The following is an 18,675-nucleotide window of genomic DNA, read 5'->3' on the forward strand; positions in this document are numbered from 1 at the left end:
GACGCTAGCTCCGGGCGATCTCTGCGCGCACCGCAGCCAATGCCGCGTCGATCCCTGCGGCGTTCTTGCCGGAGCCCTGAGCGAGGTCCGGTTTTCCGCCGCCTCGGCCGTCGACCGCCGTCGCGATCTGGGCGATCAGTTCGTTGGCGCGCAGGCCGGCGTCCTGGGCGGCCGGGTTGGCCGCCACGACGAAGGGCACGACGCCCACCCCGTCGGTTTCGGGACCTTCGGCGATCAGGACCACCACGGCGGGGTCCGAACCCAGCTTGCCCTTGATGTCGCCGACCAGGGAGCGTAGGTCGTTGGCGGTCATGCCCGCCGACATCCGCTGCGCCACCAGACGGACCTTACCGACCTGTTCGGCGCCCGCGGCCGCATTTCCCGCCGCCGCGCGGGCCGAGGCCAGCCGCGCCCGGTCCAGTTCCTTCTCGGCGGCCTTGAGCCGCTCGACGAGGGTGGCCACCCGGGCGGGCACCTCCTCGGAGGGCACCTTGAGCGACGACGCGAGGCCCGCCATCAGCGCCCGCTCCTTGGCCAGGTGCCGGAACGAATCCAGACCCACGTAGGCCTCGACGCGGCGCACCCCCGAACCCACCGAGGACTCACCGAGAATCGTGATCGGCCCGATCTGGGCCGAGTTGTGCACGTGCGTGCCGCCGCACAGTTCCAGCGAGAACGGGCCGCCGATCTCGACCACCCGCACCTCGTCGGGATACTGCTCACCGAACATCGCCATCGCGCCCATGGCCTTGGCCTTCTCCAGGCCGGTGGTGAAGGTGTTGACCGGGAAGTCGGCCTGCACGGCCTCGTTGGCCACTTCCTCGACCTCGTTGCGCTGGTCTTCACTGAGCGCGCTCTGCGAGTTGAAGTCGAAACGCAGGTAGCCGGGGCGGTTCAGCGAGCCTGCCTGAACAGCGTTGGGCCCCAACACCTGCCGCAAGGCGGCGTGCACCATGTGGGTGCCGGAGTGGCCCTGGGTGGCACCGCGGCGCCATGTCGGGTCGACAGCCGCGACCACCGTGTCGCCCTCGACGAACTCGCCGGACTCGACATTCACCCGGTGCACCCACAGCGTCTTGGCGATCTTCTGCACGTCGGTGACGGCGGCCTTGGCGGACTCGCTGCCACCGGTTCCGGAAATCGTTCCAGCGTCGGCGATCTGGCCGCCGGACTCGGCGTAGAGCGGAGTCCGGTCGAGCACGATCTCGACGCGCTCAGGGGTAGGGGTCTCCGAGTGCACGCGAGGCTGGTGGCCGATAACCGGGACCCGCTTGCCATCGACGAAGATCCCGAGAATCCTTGCCTGCGAAGTCAATTCGTCAAAGCCGGTGAACTCGGTGGGGCCGGCGTCGACCAGTTCCCGGAACGCCGAGAGGTCGGCGTGGGCGTGCTTGCGCGCGGCGGCGTCAGCCTTGGCACGGCGGCGCTGCTCGGCCATCAGCTCACGGAAGCCGAGTTCGTCGACGGTCAGCCCCGCCTCGGACGCCATCTCGAGGGTGAGCTCGATCGGGAACCCGTAGGTGTCGTGCAGGGCGAACGCATCCGAGCCGCCCAGCACCGTCTTGCCGGCCTTCCTGGTCGCGGCCGCGGCGTCCTCGAACAGCTTGGAGCCCGAGGCCAGCGTGCGGTTGAACGCGGTCTCCTCGGCAACCGCGATGCGCTCGATGCGGGTGTCAGCCAGTTCCGGATACGACGGGCTCATCGCGTCACCCACGGTGGCCATCAGCTCGGACATGATCGGCTGCTCGATGCCCAGGAGCTTGGCCGCCCGGATGATCCGCCGCAGCAACCGGCGCAGCACGTAGCCGCGACCCTCGTTACCCGGGGTGACGCCGTCGCCGATGATGATCGCCGCGGTGCGGCTGTGGTCGGCGATGATCCGGTAGCGGACGTCGTCCTCGTGTGACCCCTGGCCGTACCCGCGCGGGGAATACTGGGCGACCTTGTCGATCACCGGGCGCAGCAGGTCGGTCTCGTAGACGTTGTCGACGTCCTGCAGCAGGCAGGCGATCCGCTCCACACCCATGCCGGTGTCGATGTTCTGACGCGGCAGCGGCCCGAGGATCTCGAAGTCATCCTTGGAGGTGCCCTCGCCGCGCTCGTTCTGCATGAACACGAGGTTCCAGATCTCGATGTAGCGGTCCTCGTTGGCCTCCGGGCCGCCTTCGATGCCGTACTCGGGTCCGCGGTCGAAGTAGATCTCCGAGCATGGCCCGCAGGGGCCGGGGATGCCCATCGACCAGTAGTTGTCGGCCATGCCGCGGCGCTGGATCCGCTCGGGCGGCAGCCCGGCGATGTCCTTCCAGAGCTGCTCGGCCTCGTCGTCGTCGTAGAACACCGTCGCCCACAACCGCTGCGGGTCGAATCCGTAGCCGCCCTCGTCGACCGGATTGGTCAGCAGCGTCCAGGCCAGCTCGATGGCACGGGCCTTGAAGTAGTCGCCGAAGGAGAAGTTGCCCGCCATCTGGAAGAACGTGTTGTGCCGGGTGGTGATGCCGACCTCGTCGATGTCGGGGGTGCGGATGCACTTCTGGATGCTGGTCGCGGTCGGGTACGGCGGCGTGCGCTGGCCCAGGAAGTAGGGCACGAACTGCACCATGCCGGCGTTGACGAACAGCAGGTTCGGATCGTCGAGGATCACCGATGCGCTGGGCACCTCGATGTGTCCGGCGTTGACGAAGTGATCCAGGAACCGCTTCCTGATCTCATGTGTCTGCACTGGGTTGCTGTCCTTGCGTTTTCGGGGTGCGGCTCGACTGTCGCTTCGACCGCACTACATTACCGGTCCGGAGTGGCTCAACCGCCGAGGAAGCTCAGCCGCACCGACCGGCGCGGGTTGTCCCGGTTCAGGTCGACCAACACGATGCTGTGCCAGGTACCCAGCAGCGGGTCGCCGTCACCGACGGGGACGGTCACCGACGGCGCCACGATCCCCGGCAGCACATGGTCGGCGCCGTGCCCGGGTGAGCCGTGCGAGTGGCGGTAGCGGTCATCGCGCGGCAGCAGCCGTTCCAGGGTGTCGATGAGGTCGTCGTCGGAGCCGGCCCCGGTCTCGATGATCGCGACGCCGGCGGTGGCGTGTGGGACGAACACGTTGCACAGTCCGTCGCCCTTGCCACGGCAGAACGACCGCACCGCGTCGGTGAGGTCGACCATCCGCCGTCGCGCCGTGTCGACGTCGAGCACATCGGTGTCCACGACATCCAGCCTAGGTGAGGATTGCCAGGCCCCATCGACCTGGAGGAAGGTGGGAGGAACCGGTAGCGCCGCCGGGGCGCTGCCCCGCCTGAAGAGGAGGTGGGCCGTGTACGCACGCTCTACGACGTTCGAGGCGCGTCCAGAATCGATCGATGCCGGGATCGCATACTTCCGCGACGAAGTGATGCCCGCGCTGAACACGATGACCGGCTGCGTCGGGGTCTCGCTGCTGGCCGACCGCGAGTCGGGACGGTGCATCGCCACCAGCGCCTGGGAGAACACCGCTGCGATGCACGCGAGCGCCGAGGAAGTCCGGCGGGTTCGCGACCGGGCGGCCGAGGTGTTCCAGGCACCCACCTCGGTCGACGAATGGCAGATCACCGCGGTGCACCGCGATCACCGCTCCGGCGACGGTGCCTGTGTGCGTGCGACCTGGCTGCACGTGCGGCCCGACCAGTTCGACCGGGCACTGGAGTTCTACAAGGCGTCGGTCCTTCCCGAGATCGAAACGTTAGAGGGCTTCTGCAGCACCAGCCTGATGACCGACAGCGGCTCGGGACGCGTCGTGGTGTCGACCACTTACGACACCCGCGACGCCATGGAGCGCACCAGGGATCAGGCTCGATCGCTGCGCACCGCGCTGCTGCGTGACCTCGGCGCCGATCAGCAGGACGTCGGCGAGTTCGAACTGGTGGTTGCCCGGCTGCGCGTGCCCGAAATGGCTTGAGCGCCGGTGACTTAAGGCTCTGCCGCCCCGCGCCGCCGGTCGCTAGCTTCACCATCATGGGTAAGCAGAGACCGCTGCTGGCGTCGGCGATGGCGGTGGCCGGTGTCGCGGGTCTGTACCGCTGGGTGGTGCGGCCGCGGCTGTACACCTGGGGTGCGACGGCCGAGGAGGTGGCCGCGGTGCTGCCGGGCGACGAGTTGGTGCGCGCCGGTGTGCCGCGCACCACCCGGGCGCTCACCGTCGACGCCCCGGCGGCGGCGGTGTGGCCGTGGCTGGCGCAGATCGGTGAGGACCGTGCGGGTTTCTACAGCTACGACGTGTTCGAGCGTGCGGTCGGCGCCCGCATCCACAACGCCGACGTCATCCATCCCGAGTGGCAGGACCTGCGCGTGGGCGACACGGTGTGGATGGCTCGCCGGTACGGGCCCAGGGCCAGCCAGACGGTGGCCGCGATCGAACCCGGGTCGCATCTGGTGCTGATGTCGACGGGGGACGTCGAGCGGGTGCGGCGCGGCGAGAAGGCATCCGGATCGTGGGCGTTCTATCTGCGCCCGCAGGGTGACCGCACCCGGCTGCTGGCCCGCGGTAGCGGCGGGTCGGCCGGCAACGCCGGCTATGACATCGCGCACTTCGTGATGGAACGCGGCATGCTGCGCGGCATTCGCGAGCGGGCCACCAGCACGCGCTGAGCCGGCGAGCAGTCGCAAAATCGCATGAATTGGGCTCCAATCGTGCGATTTTGCGCCTGCTCGGCGCCGACAGGCGAGCTAACCCCGCCGGCGGCGCAGGATCGCGCGCAGTTTGTCCAGCCGCCCCGTGATCTCACGCTCGACGCCGTGGTTGGTGGGCTGGTAGTAGTCGACGCCGACCAGGTCGTCGGGTGGATACTGTTGCGGCACAATGCCGTCCGGGTCATCATGCGGATAGCGGTAGCCCACGGCGTTGCCCAGCTTGGCCGCTCCCGCGTAGTGGCCGTCGCGCAGGTGCGCCGGCACCAGCCCGGCCTTACCGGCGCGGATGTCGTTCATCGCCGCGCCCAGCGCATTGGTGACCGCGTTGGACTTCGGGGCGGTCGCCAGGTGCACCGTGGCGTGCGCCAGCGTCAGCTGCGCTTCGGGCATCCCGATCAGCGCCACGGTCTGCGCGGCCGCCACGGCGGTCTGCAGCGCCGACGGATCGGCCATCCCGATGTCCTCACTGGCCAGGATCATCAGCCGGCGGGCCACGAACCGCGGGTCCTCCCCCGCGACCAGCATCCGCGCCAGATAGTGCAGCGCCGCGTCGACGTCGGAGCCCCGGATGGATTTGATGAAGGCGCTGATGACGTCGTAGTGCTGATCGCCGTCGCGGTCGTAGCGCACGGCAGCCTTGTCCAGTGACTGCTCGACGACCTCGACGGTGACGTGATCACCGACCTCGGCGGCCACCTCCAGCGCGGTCAGCGCACGGCGGGCATCGCCTGCCGAGAGCTGCACCACCAGCTCCACCGCGTCGTCGTCGACGGCGACCGTGCCGCCGAGCCCGCGGGGGTCCTCGATCGCGCGGGTGACCACGGCGCGGATGGCGTCGGTGGTCAACGGCTGCAGTTGCAGGATCAGCGACCGCGACAGCAGCGGCGCGACCACCGAGAACGACGGGTTCTCGGTGGTGGCCGCGACCAGCAGCACGATCCGGTTCTCCACCGCCGCCAGCAGCGCGTCCTGCTGAGTCTTGGAGAACCGGTGCACCTCGTCGATGAACAGCACCGTCTGCTCGCCGTACGCCGCGGCGCGGCGAGCGTTGTCGATGACAGCCCGGACTTCCTTGACTCCGGCGGTCAGCGCCGACAACGCCTCGAACCGACGGCCGGTGGCCTGGCTGACCAGTGAGGCCAGCGTTGTCTTGCCGGTGCCCGGCGGCCCGTAGAGGATCACCGACGCCGCGCCGGAGCCTTCGACGAGCCTGCGCAGCGGCGAACCCTGTCGTAGCAGGTTCTCCTGGCCGACCACCTCGTCGAGCGACGACGGGCGCATCCGCACGGCCAGCGGCGCCGACGCGGGCACGTCACGACCGGGCCGGTCGTCGTCTCCGGGTACGTCGAACAGGCTGTCGGCCACGACCACAGGCTTACCACGTTCGTAATGTGGTCGTCGTGAGCGCACGCGGCTGGGTCCTGTTCGCGGCGATGAGTCTCATCTGGGGCGTGCCCTATCTGATGATCAAGGTGGCGGTCGGCGAGGTGTCCGTGCCGTTCCTGGTGTTTGTGCGCTCGGCCGTCGGCGCGACGCTGCTGCTGCCGCTGGCGCTGCCGGCGGCCAACCGTGCGCTGCTGCGCAGGCACTGGAAGGCGGTGGTCGCCTTCGCCTTCTTCGAGATGATCGCCGCGTGGCTGATGCTGTCCGACGCCGAACGTCACCTGACCAGTTCCCTGACCGGGCTGTTGATCGCCGCCGCACCGATCATCGCCGCGGTGCTCGACCGGCTCACCGGCGGTGAACGGCTCGGCCCCACCCGGGTGGTCGGGCTGAGCGTCGGGCTGGTCGGCGTGGCGGTGCTGGCCGGACCCGGCCTGGCCGGCGGCGGGGCGTGGCCGGTCACCGAGGTGCTGCTGACGGCGACCTGTTACGCGATCGCGCCGTTGATCGCCGCCCGCTATCTCGCCGATGTGCCCGGCCCGGCGCTGACATCGGCGTGCCTGGGCCTGGCGGCGTTGGTGTATCTGGTGCCGGCGGTGCTGACCTGGCCGACGCACGCCCTGCGGGCCCAGACCTACTGGGCGATCGCGGGGCTCGCCGGGATCTGCACGGCGCTGGCGTTCGTGGTGTTCTTCGCCCTGATCCGGGAGGTCGGTGCCGCCCGCTCCCTCATCGTCACCTACGTCAACCCGGCGGTGGCGCTGCTGGCCGGGGTGATGGTGCTGCGCGAGCCGCTGACGTGGTGGAACATCGCGGGGCTGGCGCTGATCCTGGCGGGGTCGGTCCTGGCCACCCGGCCGGGGGCGGTGCGACGCTCAGAACTGGCCGGCCACCAGTAGCCGGCAGGCCACCTCGACGTCGGCGAGGGCGTCCTCGGAGGTCATCGCGCCACCGACAGTCCACGTCAGGATGCCGGTGGTGGCCTGCTGCACCAGCCGCAGCCGCCGAAGCTGCTCGTCGGTGGGATCGTCGATGCCGGCGACCGCGAGGATCAGCTGGGCCAGCGTCGGATCCTCCGGCTCACCGACCTGAGCCCTGACCACCTGGGTCGAGGTGATCATGGCGTGGGCAAGGTGCTTGTAGCGCAACACGTTTCGGCAGGCTTCGACCATGACGGCGACGATGTCGTCGACACGGTTGCCGGTGGGCGGCGGCGGACGGAAGCGCGCCACCTGATCGGTGAGCACCGCCGCGAACACGTGATGCTTGGACGGGTAGTAGCGGTAGAGCGTGCGCAGTGCCACGCCGGCGTCGGCGGCGATCTCCTGGGCCTGGATCCGGTCGAGTCCCTTGGCGGCGCCCAATCTGGACGCGGCGCGCAGGATTGCGCCGCGGCGATTCTCCTGGTCGTCGGTGGCCGGCAGGGCCGGCGCCCTGGGCTCTCCGATCCGTGGCACGCCCACAAGTATCGGGTATCGGCTTCGGCACAGCGCGGTGGTACCGATCACCGAGACCACTGCCACACCGGCGGCGGCGACGGGTAAGGATCGATGCGTGTCTTACCCGAAGTACGGCCCGTGGGCAGTGGTGGCAGGCGGTTCAGAGGGTGTGGGGGCCGAATTCGCCCGGCTGCTTGCCGGTTCGGGAATCAATCTGGTCCTGGTAGCCAGAAAGCCGGGACCGCTGGAGGCCACGGCCGCCGACTGCCGCTCGCTTGGCGTCGAAGTACGCACGCTCGCAACGGATCTCACGACGAGCGGCGCGGTCGACACACTGACCGCCATGACCGGTGGCCTCGAGGTCGGGCTGCTGATCTACAACGCGGGCGCCAACACCTGCAGTGCGGAATTCCTGGACGCGGAGCTGTCGGACTTCCAGCGGGTGATCGACCTGAACATCACGACGATGATGGCTCTGACCCAGCACTACGGCCGGTTGATGCGGGATCGGCGCCGCGGCGGGATCCTGCTCGTCGGATCGATGTCGGGTTACCTGGGATCGGTGCGGCACACCGTGTACGGCGGGGTGAAGGCCTATGGCCGGATCTTCGCCGAGGGCCTGTGGCTGGAGCTTCGGGACTACGGCGTCGACGTCCTCGAACTGGTCCTCGGGGTCACCCGCACTCCGGCGATGGAGCGGGTGGGCCTGAATTTCGACGTGCCGGGCATGCGGGTCGCCGAGCCTGCCGACGTCGCCCGCGAGGGCCTCGAACAATTGCCGCATGGACCGGTCTACGTGGCAGGCGGCAACGCCGGCGATGTGGCGCGGCGCAACGATCCCGACCGCGCCGCAGTGGTCGCCGGCGCGCACCGGATGATGGCGAAACTCATGGGGCTGTCGACCTAGCCCCGACGATGGTGCTGCTGATGCCTAGCTGGCGGCGCTACCGAGCGCCCGCGAGATGCTGGCAGCTGCGGCGCCGACCAGCGGCTGACATCGCTGTGCCATGACCCGGTCGGGTGTCACCACCCCGATCGCGGCGCGGCAACCGATCGTCGCCGCCACCGAAACCATGCCTTCGACGTAGTCACCGCGGCGGGTGGTGACCCGGCGGCGCACATTGTGCAGCTCGCCCCACCACGACGGATCGGGTTGCCAGTTGCCGACGTAACTGAGTTCGGCGATGACGTCCTCCGGGGACAGTCCCGCCAGCGCGGCGATGCCCAGGGCGACGCGATGCGCGGGGATCCGGCTGCCGACCGATGTCGGCACCTGCCGCGCCGAGGGCCCGCCGAGCTTGTCCAGGTGCACGATGCAGCCGCGGTCGAGAAGACCCAGATGCACCACCGCACCGGTGCGAACCTGCAGGTCATGCAGCACAGGGGCGGCCGCCGACCGCAGCCGCACGTCGATACCGTCGCCGGCGCTGCGCCCCGAAGTGCGCGCACCCAGGCGGTAGCCCCGCCCGCAGTGGCTCAACCAGCGCAGCCGGACCAGCTGGTCGAGGATCCGGTGTGTCGTGGACCGCGGCAGGTTGGCCCTGGCGGCGATCTGGTCGAGCGTGAGTGCCACCGACCCGTCGTCGAAGGCATCGATGATGGCTGTGAACCGGTCCAGCATCGATGCCGGAGCGGTATCGGTCAGTGCCGCCGTCATCCACACTCCTGTCTGCTAACGAGAATTCGTTCTACCGCACCGTAGCGGTCCCGATCACCGGGATGCAAGCATTCCGCTGGTGTGGCGGCCGATAGAACAGCATCTTGTGCGGATTGGCCTCTCGACGCCGGTGGTGATGCAGCTGCCTGGGGTGTCGTCATCCTGGGAGCACGACGCCACCATCGCGGACCTGGCGCGTGTCGCGCACACCGCCGACGAGCTGGGTTTCGACCACCTCACCTGCGCCGAGCACGTTGCCGTCCCGGCCGGTGCGGCCGGCCAGCGCGGGCTGGTGTATTGGGATCCGTTGTCCACCTTCGGTTTTCTCGCCGCGCACACCGCCGAGATCAAGTTGGCGACGTCGGTGATCGTCCTGGGCTATCACCATCCGCTGGAGATCGCCAAGCGGTTCGGCACCCTGGACCGGATCAGCGAAGGCCGGCTCGTGCTCGGCGTCGGCGTGGGTTCACTGGCCGAGGAGTTCGAACTTCTGGGTGCGGTGTTCGACGGCCGCGGCGACCTGGCCGATGACGCCATCGCCGCCCTGCGCGCCTCGCTGTCCAACACCCGGCCCTCCTATCAGGGCAAGCACTACCAATTCGACGGCTTCGCCGTCGAGCCGTGCGCCGTGCAGCAGCAGGTGCCGATCTGGGTGGGTGGCCGCACGAAGCGGTCGCTGCGCCGGGCGCTGACGCTGGCCGACGGATGGATGCCCTTCGGGTTGACCACCGCGGAACTTCAGAACATGCTGGGCGACGTCGATATCCCACCCGGATTCGACGTGGTTCTGCCCAGCGGCCACGCCCTCGACCCGATCGGTGAGCCGGCCCGGGCCACCCAGCGGCTCAAGGCATTACGCGATGCCGGCGCCACGGCAATCACCTGCTCGGTGGGCGCGGAGTCCGCGGCCCACTACTGCGACCAGCTCGCCGTGCTGCGTGAACTGGCCGATGCACTGTGAAAGGCACCCCATGAACGAAGACCGGCTGGCCACCCTCGAACGGCGCCTGGCGGTGTTCGAGGACGAAAGCGCCATCGCCCGCATCATCGCGTCGTACGGCCCCCTCGTCGACGCCGGCGAGGCCCAGGCCGTGGCTGCGCTGTGGACCGAGGACGGCAGCTACGACGTCGGCGACTGGAACATGTCCGGCCGCGCCGAGATCATTGCGATGGTGCAGTCCGGCGCCCACCAGGGCCTGATGGCCAGGGGCGCCTGTCACTTCTTCGGCCCGCCGGTCATCACCGTCGACGGTGACGAAGCGACCGCGGTGTGCCAGTCGATCATTCTGGTGCGCCGGGAGGCCGGCGGCTATCACGCCATGCGCGCAGGGGTGCATCTGCTCACCCTGCGCCGGGCCGAATCCGGTTGGCAGATCCTCACCCGCGTCGCCCGCCAACTCGATGGCGGCACCGAGGCGTTCGACCTGATCACCGAAGGGCTGCCGACATGAGCCGCGCACTGGAGGGCAAGGTGGCCCTGGTCACCGGCGGCGGTGCCGGCATCGGCGCGGGAATCGCCAGGCGGTTCGCCGACGAGGGCGCGAAGGTGGTCGTGGCCGAATACGACGCGGAAACCGGCGCGGCCGTCGCCGCGGAGATCGGCGGGCTGTTCGTGGCCACCGATGTCACCGACCGCGAACAGGTCGAAAATGCCGTCGCCGCAGCCCATTCCGAGTACGGCTCCCTGGACATCCTGGTGAACAACGCCTGGGGCGGCGGGGGCATCGGCCGGGTCGAGAACAAGACCGACGACGCGCTGGCCCACGGTGTCGCGATGGGCTATTACGGCCCGTTCTGGGCGATGCGCGCCGCCTTCGGCCCGATGAAGCAGCGCGGCTGGGGCCGGGTGATCAACATGTGCAGCCTCAACGGGGTCAATGCCCACGTCGGCTCGCTGGAGTACAACGCCGCCAAGGAGGCGCTGCGGGCGCTGACCCGCACCGCCGCCCGCGAGTGGGCGCCGACCGGGGTCACCGTCAACGCCATCTGCCCGGCGGCCAAGAGCTCGGCGTTCCTGGCCATCGTGGAACAACACCCCGAGATCGGATCGATGGCCGATGCCGCCAACCCGATGGGCCGCATGGGCGACCCGTACGACGACATCGCTCCCGTCGCGGTATTCCTGGCCAGCGACGGCAGCCGGTACCTGACGGGCAACACGCTGTTCGTCGACGGCGGCAGCCACATCAACGGCGTCGCGTGGGTTCCGGATCTGGGACCGTAACTCTCACAACCGGTTTCGCTTAGCTACCTGTTCGGCGACCTGACGGTCCTGCGGCTCATCGGAGCGCCGCAGGCCGTCGACGACACCGGCCTGATTGCGCTCGGGCTGATTCTGCGACATCTTGGCCTTGCCTTCGACGCGCTCGACGATCAGCTCGACACCCACGATGGCCCGAAGCTGGGCGGCGACGAAGTCGTCCGGGGCGTCGCTGACGGCCCACGGCGCCGGCCTGCTCGCCTCGTGGTGATCAGTCAACTGCCCGACCAACTCTCGTACCCACCCCGCATCGTCGTGCACCACCAGCCGGCCGTGCACCACCAGCACGTCGTAGTTCCAGGTCGGAACGACCTTGCCCGTCTCGGCTTTGGTGGCATACAGGCTCGGCGAGACATAGGCCTGCGGGCCGGCGATGACCGCCACTGACGGTCGCTGCGCATACCGCCAGTGCGGGTTGGCCCGCGAGACGTGCCCGACCAGTGAGTGCGTCGTAGCCCGGTACAGCAGCGGCAGCGGGGTGACGAGGTAGTCGTTGTCGGTCGCGGTGATCAGCTGCGCGAAGCCGCCGGCACCCAGCGCGGATGCCGTCTCGGCGTCGGACAGGGCGAACGGGGCCGGCACGTACATGGACCCAGTGTCCCCGTGGAATCACGCCGGTTGCGTGACGAAGTCGATGAGCTCCTCGACCCGTCCGATGAGGGCGGGCTCCAGATCGGTCCAATCGCGCACCGAGGACCGGATCCGCTGCCACGCCCGGGCGATGTCAGCCTGGTTGCGGTGCGGCCAGCCCAGTGCGTCGCACACCCCGTGCTTCCACTCGATGGTGCGCGGCACCACCGGCCACCGCTCCAGCCCGATGCGGGCCGGCTTGACCGCCTGCCAGATGTCGACGTAGGGGTGCCCGACGACCAGGGTGTGCTCACCGCCCGGCCCGCGCCGCACCGCCTCGGCGATCCGGGCCTCCTTGGATCCGGTGACGAGATGGTCGACCAGCACCCCGAGCCGGCGCCCGGGGCCGGGTGCGAATGTCGCGACGATGTCGACGAGGTCGTCGACACCGCCGAGATGCTCGACGACGACACCCTCGACGCGCAGGTCGTCGCCCCACACCTGTTCGACGAGTTCGGCGTCATGGCGGCCTTCGACATAGATCCGGCTGGCCAGCGCCACCTTGGCCCGGGCGTCGGCGACTTTCACCGAACCGGACTTCGTGCGCTGGCCGCCGGCAGGCGCGCTGCGCGCGGGCGCGGTCAGGATCACCGGCCTGCCCTCGAACAGAAACCCGGGACCCAGCGGGAACACCCGGCGACGGCCGCGGCGATCCTCGAGCTCTACCCGTCCGCCTTCGATCGCGACCACCGCTCCGACATAGCCGGACTGCGGGTCCTCGACGACCATGCCCACTTCGGCGGCTTGCTCGGTCGAGCGGACCCGCCGCGACTGGTGCGGGTCGTCGGCGAGCACGTCGGTGCCATAGCGATCTGCCACCCGGCGATCGTAGGGACCGGCGGGCCCGTTCGCGGCGCAGCGCGGCGGCGCGTCGCGCCGGCAGTCGCCGACACCACACCGCACCGATGTTTGCCGAAGCCTTGCGCGGCCGGCATACCAAGCGGTACGGTGCAGCCGACTCACAGAATGCGCTTGGGAGGGCGCAATCACCGAGTCAGACTGTCGCCCGGGGGATGTCGATTCGAAACCGCGTGTATGCAAGGGTGCGGCAGCCATGCCCTATTGGACATACACGCGGTCGCAGCCATGCACCGTGGGAACTCCCGCGACACAGTGATGTCGTCGCGGGCGAAAGAAGGCCCCATGGCTCACACAACGAAGTCGTTAGCGGTCGGCGGAATAGTGTCCGCCGGATTGCTGCTCACCGCCCCGCTGGCCGGTGCTGCGCCCTCTGCCGATGCCGTCGACGCGATCAACGCGCACTACGAGGCGCTCGGCAGCGTCCGGTCCACTCTCGGCTCTCCGGTCAGTGACATCTACGAAGTGCCCGGCGGCGCGGAACGCGACTACGTGGGTGGCTCGATCTACTTCTCCGCCACCACCGGGGCCAAGGCGCTCTACGGGCCGGTCCTCGACCGCTATCAGGCGCTCGGCGGTCCCGGCGGCGAACTCGGCTTCCCGGTGACCGACGAGGTCGACGCCGGTAACGGCGTCGCGCACGTCGCGGACTTCAGCCAGCCGGGCGGGGCAGCCATCTACTGGAGCCCGCAGTGGGGTGCGGTGGTGGTCAACGGACCTGTGCTGCAGACCTACCGCAACGCCGGCGGCGCGATCGGCCCGTTCAGCTATCCCAGCGCCGACACCACCACCGTCGACGGGGTGCAGACCGGAACGTTCATCGGCCCGCGTGGGACCAGGATCGCGTGGTCGGCCGCCACCGGCGTGTCGACAGTTCCCGCGACGCTGGCCGCTACCCTGCCATCAGCGAAAGACTCAGCCGCCCAGTCGGTTCGGCGCAGCCAATGGTGGTGGATTCCGGCGGCGCTGGCCGCCGTCCTGGCCGTCGTCACGACGGTCCGGCTGACGCTGCGGCGGGTTCGGCGTGCGCATTCTGCGCAGGAGGCGCCTCATCCGCCCGGCGATCGCACCGAACCCCGTGCGCTGTTCACGCACGAGGACACCTTCAACGGACTTGCGCCTCGCTGACCACCTCGTCGATCACCGTGTGGATGAACCGCATCTTCTCCAGCACCGGAACGGGCAGCACGAACGGATACAGGTCGTCCTTGCCCATCGACCGGTTCACCATGTTCAGCGACCACGCCAGCGGCAGCCACATCTGGATGATGGTGTCAAAACCGCTGGGGCCCAGCACTTTACGCTGAAGGGTTGCGTTCGCCGGTGCGAGCCCGAAGGATGCTGCGGTGTCCAGGGTGTCGCGGATGTGCAGATAGTGGGCGAATGTCTCAGCCCAGTCCTCGGCGGGATGCATCGTGGCGTAAGACGACACAAAGGTCTTCGCCCAGCCGGCCGGCGGTCCCTGACTGTAATGGCGGTCCAGGGCCTGCTGATAGTCGGCGTCGGGATCACCGAACAGGCCGTTGAACTGCTGCCGGAAAGACGCCGACGGCCCGACCAGCCGGTAGAAGTAGTAGTGCCCGACCTCGTGGCGGAAGTGACCGAGCAGGGTCCGATACGGCTCGTCCATCTCGATGCGCAACTGCTCGCGGTGCACGTCGTCGCCCTCGGCCAGATCCAGGGTGATCACGCCGTTGTCGTGGCCGGTGAAGACCTTCTCGTTGGCGCTGGAGAGCAGGTCGAACGCCAACCCGTAGTTCGGATCCTCGTCGCGGCCCACGATCGGCAGCCCGATCTCGTGCAACTCCGCGATCAGCCGTCGCTTGGCCCGCTCGGCCACCGCGAACGCCGCCAGTGCTGCGGTGTCGTCATCCTTGGGCCTGGTGCGCGTCAACCGGCACGAGGCGCACAGCGCCCGCACCGGCTGCACTTTGACCAGCCAATTGCATTCGGCCAGATGAAGATTCGCGCACAGCTGGTATTCGGCGGCATCCACCGCGCCGCCGTGTTCACTCTCGGTGCCCGAGGCGATCACCAGGAAGGTCTCGTCCTCCAACGAGAACCCGACCGACCGGCCGCACGACAGGCACACCGAGTTCTCGAAGGCCAGGTGCTGACCGCAGTTGGGACAGATGAAATCACGCATGCAACACACCGCCCTCGAACGGGGCGACGTCGACCGAGACGTCGATGACGCTGTGCTCGGAATCGGTGTAGATGATGCCGCGCAGCGGCGGCACGTCGGCGTAGTCCCGGCCCCACCCCACGATGATGTAGCGCTCGTCGATCAGCTGGTCGTTGGTCGGATCCAGTCCGACCCAGTGATTCTGCGGCGTCCACACCGCGGCCCAGGCATGCGTGGCGTCGACCCCGAACATCCGTTCCTTCCCCGGCGGCGGGTCGGTGGCGAGGTATCCCGACACATAACTCGCCGCCAAACCGTTGGCGCGCAGGCAGGCGATCGCCAGCCGGGCGAAGTCCTGACATACCCCTTCTCGGGCTTTCAAAACCTGCCCGACCTGGGTAGACACCGTCGTGGAACCGGATTTATACGTGAAATCGGAAAAAATTCGGGCGTTGAGGTCACGCAATACCTCGACGAGTGGGCGGCCCGGCTCGAAACTGGGCGCGGCGTACTCACGCACCGCGTCGGTGATCTCCGGCGGGCGCAGATCGAGGGTGAACTCACATGCCAGCACACCGTCGCGACCGACCGGGCGGGCCGACTCCCACGGCGCCAGCGCCGAACCCCCGTTGTAGAGCTCGGCGGGCGGCGGGTCGACCTCGACGACGGAGTTGCTGGTGACCGTGAGCGCGTGGTGGCGTTCGGTGACGTGGAAGTAGGAGCTGATGTTGCCGTAGACGTCACGGCTGGTGGACCGGTCGGCCGGCTCGGGATCGATGACCAAGGCGTTGGTCACGCAGCGCTGCCGAGTGGTGTCCCGCGGGGTCAGATGCCCGCGGCCGTAGGAGCTGGTGACCACATCCGAATAGCGGTACTCGGTGCGGTGGGTGATGCGGTAGACCCGGCTGTTGAGCCCCGGGGTCGGACCGTCAGGAAAACTCATGTCATACCTCCCCGGGTCACGGCACCACCCGGCGCTGGTCGGGTCCCCACAGCGGCTGCATACCACCCGGCAGCGACAGCTGGGTGCGGGTGATGATGTCGGAGAGCTCACGCAGCCCGACCTCGACACCCTTGAGCAGGCCGTCCAGTTCGGCGCGGCGCCCCTCGTCGTCGACCTCTTCGAGCTCGGCGGGGTCCAGGCGGCGCAGCCGGGTGCTGATCTCGTCGACGATGCGCTCCGGCCGCGAGGACCCCGAGGCGCCGGGTAGCGCCCGCAGATCCGAACGCAGCCGTTCCAGCTGGAAGACCAGTGACCGCGGGTTCTCCCCGTCGAAGAGCACGAGGTCGGCCACCGCGGCCACACTGACTTTGCCGAGGTTGCGGCGCCGGTAGAGCACCGAGGACTCACACGCCACGAGCGCCGATTCGGTGATGGTCTGCTCGGCGCCCGGGCTGCGCTCGGTGGTCAGGGTGACTCGCAGCAGTGCGGTCAGCCCCAGTCCGCGTTCGATGCGCTTGCCGATGTCCATCATCATCCAGCCGGCGTCGTGGACCATCGACTCGGCGGCCACCCCCGACAGCGCGAGCATTCCGGCCAGCGTCTGCTGCTGCGCGGCGGCCAACTGGGTGTCGTCGGCGACCCGTGCGCCGCGTTGCGGTGAGGGCGGTGAGCCCGCCTGCTGCGCCAGCGCGCGCTCGACGCCGCCGAGCACCATCCAGGTGTCGTTGGACATCTGGTCGCGCACCGACCGCGCCGCCAGGCCCAGCCCTTCGATCGACTGCGCCAGCGAGCCCGGCCGCTGCCGGTCGGCGGTCAGCGACCACAGCGTGCGCTGCGCGCCCGCCACCGTCTCGGCGTAGGAAGCCGTTGCGGGCGAATCGGTTCCGGTGACCTGTCCGAGCGCACCCAGCAGCACCGGCACACACTCGCTGCCTTCCATGTCCTGGCGGTAGCGGTATTCGTGGTAGCGCTCGCGGGTGACGATCAGCAGCCGGGCCAGGTGTTCGGCACGCTCGGCGTAGCGGCCCATCCAGAACAGGTCCGACAGCACACGCGGCGAGCTGATGAAGCGGGTGCCGCTAGGCAGCTCCACCGACGGGACGGTGATCGTCTCGGCCTTGGCCCGCGTCGGCGGGCGCACCCAAAGATCCTTGGCGGCAACGCTGTTGAGCTTGTAGGCCGCGTTGCCGGGTGCGAGCACATAGCCCAGTCCGCCGACCATCGGGGCGTAGCCGCCGCGCTGGGACACGGTGAACAGACGCATCCCGACGCTGACCGCCGACAGGGTGCCCGGATAGTGGTCGGTGGGTGCCGAGGAGAACTGCGGCAGTTCCTGGCCCGCCCACTGCCAGGGCTGCGCGTCGATGCGGGCCGCGAGCTCGTCGCGTTCGGCGGCTGAGAGGGCCGGACCCACCAGCGTCTCGGCCCCGACCGTCGACTTGATCAGCAACGACGACAATCGCGACAGCAGGTGCTGGCGTTCCCTGTCGAACCCGCCCCAGTACAACTGCGGGGTGTCCAGCAGCGGCTTCTCCCCCAGTAGCCGCTCGGCGAGCTGCGGCAGGAACCGTTGCAGCCCTGGGCTTTCCAAGATCCCCGCGCCCAAGGTGTTGACCACGGTGACCGCGCCACGGCGCTGCACCTCGACCAGGCCCACCACGCCGAGGCGGGAATCGGGCCGCAGATCCAGGGGATCGGCGTACTCGGCGTCCACCCGGCGCAGCACCACGTCGACGCGCTTGAGGGTGCCCAGCGAGCGCATCCACAGCTTGCCGTCGCGGACCACCAGGTCGGCACTTTCGACCAGCGGGAAACCCAGCACGGACGCCAGGTAGGCCTGGTCGAACGCCGTCTCGGAGTGGATACCGGGCGAGAGCACCACCACCACCGGATCCTCGGCGGCATCCGGTGCGGCATCGATGAGGGCCAGCCGTAGCGCCTGGGCGAACGGCGAGACCGGGCGCGGACCGATCCGCTCGTAGACGTCCGGGATGGCGTGGGCCACTACCCGTCGGTCGGCGACCGCGTAGCCGGCACCCGAAGGCGCCTGGGTCCAGTCGGCGTTGACCAGGAACCGGCCGTCGGCGGCCCGGCTCAGGTCGCAGCCGTGCATGAACAGCTGGTGGCGGCCGGGGTTCTCGATACCGCGGGCGGCGCGGATGTAGCCGGGATGGGCGAACAGCAGCTGCGGCGGCAGGATGCCGCTGGTCAGTGCCCGGCGCGGGCCGTAGAGGTCCGACAGCACGGCGTCGAGCAGCCGGGAGCGTTGCACCACCCCGGCTTCGAGGATGTCCCAGTCCGCGGCCGACAGCAGCAGCGGAATGCCGTCGAGGTGCCAGGGTCCCGGCAGCGAGATGCCCTGGCCGTTGGTGACGGCCTCGCCGTGGCGGTCGATCTCGATGTAGGTGATGCCGTCGTTGTCGACCAGACCGCGCACCACACCGCGCAGCCGATCCAGCCCGGCGCGGCCGCGTTCACCGATGAGATCGCCGAGTTCCTGCCATGACGGGCGGATGGTGCCGGTGGCGTCGACGAACTCGTCGTAGCCGGTGCTACCGAAGTGCCCGAACGCTCCCGGGCCGCCGCCGCGCAGGTCGAACAGCGGCTCCTGGGCCCGGGCGGCCCGATAGCCGGCGAGCAGCCGGTCCGGGTCATGGGCGGGCCGGCTGAGGTCAGAGCCGGCAGCCGACAACGACAACGGCCCCACCTCCTGTTTCGACCACT

18 protein-coding genes are annotated in these 18,675 nt (G+C 69.3%); 8 read left to right on the plus strand and 10 right to left on the minus strand.

Going from position 1 to position 18,675, the window contains the following annotated elements; genetic code table 11:
• Positions 1 to 4: 4 nt before the first annotated feature.
• Positions 5 to 2,719 carry an alanine--tRNA ligase gene (alaS, locus tag HBE64_RS13260; RefSeq protein WP_167102718.1) on the minus strand — a complete coding sequence of 905 codons (2,715 nt, stop codon included), beginning with the start codon at positions 2,717 to 2,719 and terminating at the stop codon, positions 5 to 7.
• 77 nt (positions 2,720 to 2,796) lie between these two features.
• The gene (locus tag HBE64_RS13265) at positions 2,797 to 3,186 is read right to left on the minus strand and encodes a secondary thiamine-phosphate synthase enzyme YjbQ (protein ID WP_208300685.1); all 390 of its coding nucleotides are present in this window, start codon (positions 3,184 to 3,186) and stop codon (positions 2,797 to 2,799) included.
• A 118-nt stretch (positions 3,187 to 3,304) separates the two neighbouring features.
• Between HBE64_RS13265 and HBE64_RS13270 the strand changes: the two genes are divergently transcribed.
• Together HBE64_RS13270 and HBE64_RS13275 are read left to right on the plus strand one after the other, a co-directional pair.
• Positions 3,305 to 3,925, plus strand: a complete 621-nt coding sequence (locus tag HBE64_RS13270; protein WP_167102724.1) for an antibiotic biosynthesis monooxygenase — start codon at positions 3,305 to 3,307, stop codon at positions 3,923 to 3,925.
• 56 nt (positions 3,926 to 3,981) lie between these two features.
• A complete protein-coding gene (locus tag HBE64_RS13275; RefSeq protein ID WP_167102727.1) occupies positions 3,982 to 4,614 on the plus strand; it encodes a hypothetical protein in 633 nt (210 codons plus the stop codon).
• Positions 4,615 to 4,692: 78 nt separating this feature from the next.
• Here HBE64_RS13275 and HBE64_RS13280 read toward each other — a convergent pair whose 3' ends face one another.
• Positions 4,693 to 6,066: a replication-associated recombination protein A gene (locus tag HBE64_RS13280; RefSeq protein ID WP_371743984.1), complete on the minus strand. Its 1,374-nt coding sequence runs from the start codon at positions 6,064 to 6,066 to the stop codon at positions 4,693 to 4,695.
• On the opposite strand from HBE64_RS13280, the gene HBE64_RS13285 reads away from it, so the two are divergent.
• Positions 6,057 to 6,938, plus strand: coding sequence for a DMT family transporter (locus HBE64_RS13285; RefSeq protein ID WP_167102732.1), 882 nt, complete (start codon positions 6,057 to 6,059; stop codon positions 6,936 to 6,938). The genes HBE64_RS13280 and HBE64_RS13285 overlap by 10 nt on opposite strands.
• On the opposite strand, the gene HBE64_RS13290 is transcribed toward HBE64_RS13285, so the two are convergent.
• Positions 6,915 to 7,496, minus strand: a complete 582-nt coding sequence (locus tag HBE64_RS13290) for a TetR/AcrR family transcriptional regulator (protein ID WP_243841315.1) — start codon at positions 7,494 to 7,496, stop codon at positions 6,915 to 6,917. The genes HBE64_RS13285 and HBE64_RS13290 overlap by 24 nt on opposite strands.
• A 97-nt stretch (positions 7,497 to 7,593) precedes the next feature.
• Between HBE64_RS13290 and HBE64_RS13295 the strand changes: the two genes are divergently transcribed.
• Positions 7,594 to 8,385: an SDR family oxidoreductase gene (locus tag HBE64_RS13295; protein WP_167102738.1), complete on the plus strand. Its 792-nt coding sequence runs from the start codon at positions 7,594 to 7,596 to the stop codon at positions 8,383 to 8,385.
• A 24-nt stretch (positions 8,386 to 8,409) separates the two neighbouring features.
• Here HBE64_RS13295 and HBE64_RS13300 read toward each other — a convergent pair whose 3' ends face one another.
• Positions 8,410 to 9,135 (minus strand): IclR family transcriptional regulator, encoded by a 726-nt coding sequence (locus tag HBE64_RS13300; protein WP_167102741.1) that lies wholly within the window; start codon positions 9,133 to 9,135, stop codon positions 8,410 to 8,412.
• 106 nt (positions 9,136 to 9,241) lie between these two features.
• Between HBE64_RS13300 and HBE64_RS13305 the strand changes: the two genes are divergently transcribed.
• The 3 genes from HBE64_RS13305 to HBE64_RS13315 are packed head-to-tail and all read left to right on the plus strand — an operon-like array spanning position 9,242 to position 11,359.
• On the plus strand, positions 9,242 to 10,096 hold the full coding sequence (locus HBE64_RS13305; RefSeq protein ID WP_167102743.1) for an LLM class F420-dependent oxidoreductase: 855 nt from the start codon (positions 9,242 to 9,244) through the stop codon (positions 10,094 to 10,096).
• A 10-nt stretch (positions 10,097 to 10,106) separates the two neighbouring features.
• A complete protein-coding gene (locus HBE64_RS13310; RefSeq protein WP_167102746.1) occupies positions 10,107 to 10,586 on the plus strand; it encodes a nuclear transport factor 2 family protein in 480 nt (159 codons plus the stop codon).
• Entirely contained in the window at positions 10,583 to 11,359 is a 777-nt protein-coding gene (locus HBE64_RS13315; protein ID WP_167102749.1) for an SDR family NAD(P)-dependent oxidoreductase, read from the plus strand. Before HBE64_RS13310 ends, HBE64_RS13315 begins: the two co-directional genes overlap by 4 nt.
• A 3-nt stretch (positions 11,360 to 11,362) precedes the next feature.
• On the opposite strand, the gene HBE64_RS13320 is transcribed toward HBE64_RS13315, so the two are convergent.
• Together HBE64_RS13320 and HBE64_RS13325 are read right to left on the minus strand one after the other, a co-directional pair.
• Positions 11,363 to 11,983 carry an FMN-binding negative transcriptional regulator gene (locus tag HBE64_RS13320; protein WP_167102752.1) on the minus strand — a complete coding sequence of 207 codons (621 nt, stop codon included), beginning with the start codon at positions 11,981 to 11,983 and terminating at the stop codon, positions 11,363 to 11,365.
• Positions 11,984 to 12,004: 21 nt separating this feature from the next.
• Positions 12,005 to 12,844, minus strand: a complete 840-nt coding sequence (locus HBE64_RS13325; RefSeq protein ID WP_167102755.1) for a DUF3097 domain-containing protein — start codon at positions 12,842 to 12,844, stop codon at positions 12,005 to 12,007.
• A 324-nt stretch (positions 12,845 to 13,168) separates the two neighbouring features.
• Here HBE64_RS13325 and HBE64_RS13330 point away from each other — a divergent pair, with 324 nt between their 5' ends.
• On the plus strand, positions 13,169 to 14,011 hold the full coding sequence (locus HBE64_RS13330) for an LGFP repeat-containing protein (RefSeq protein WP_167102758.1): 843 nt from the start codon (positions 13,169 to 13,171) through the stop codon (positions 14,009 to 14,011).
• On the opposite strand, the gene HBE64_RS13335 is transcribed toward HBE64_RS13330, so the two are convergent.
• Genes HBE64_RS13335 through HBE64_RS13345 form a run of 3 tightly spaced genes read right to left on the minus strand, consistent with a single transcriptional unit; the run spans position 13,989 to position 18,649 of the window.
• Positions 13,989 to 15,029: a putative zinc-binding metallopeptidase gene (locus HBE64_RS13335; protein WP_167102762.1), complete on the minus strand. Its 1,041-nt coding sequence runs from the start codon at positions 15,027 to 15,029 to the stop codon at positions 13,989 to 13,991. The two genes, HBE64_RS13330 and HBE64_RS13335, sit on opposite strands and share 23 nt — an antisense overlap.
• Positions 15,022 to 15,951, minus strand: coding sequence for a transglutaminase family protein (locus HBE64_RS13340; RefSeq protein ID WP_167102765.1), 930 nt, complete (start codon positions 15,949 to 15,951; stop codon positions 15,022 to 15,024). Before HBE64_RS13340 ends, HBE64_RS13335 begins: the two co-directional genes overlap by 8 nt.
• A 16-nt stretch (positions 15,952 to 15,967) precedes the next feature.
• Positions 15,968 to 18,649 (minus strand): circularly permuted type 2 ATP-grasp protein, encoded by a 2,682-nt coding sequence (locus HBE64_RS13345; RefSeq protein WP_167102768.1) that lies wholly within the window; start codon positions 18,647 to 18,649, stop codon positions 15,968 to 15,970.
• Positions 18,650 to 18,675: the final 26 nt, after the last annotated feature.

Origin of the sequence: Mycobacterium sp. DL592, from assembly GCF_011694515.1 — a bacterium.
In the GTDB taxonomy this organism is placed as follows: Bacteria; Actinomycetota; Actinomycetes; order Mycobacteriales; family Mycobacteriaceae; genus Mycobacterium.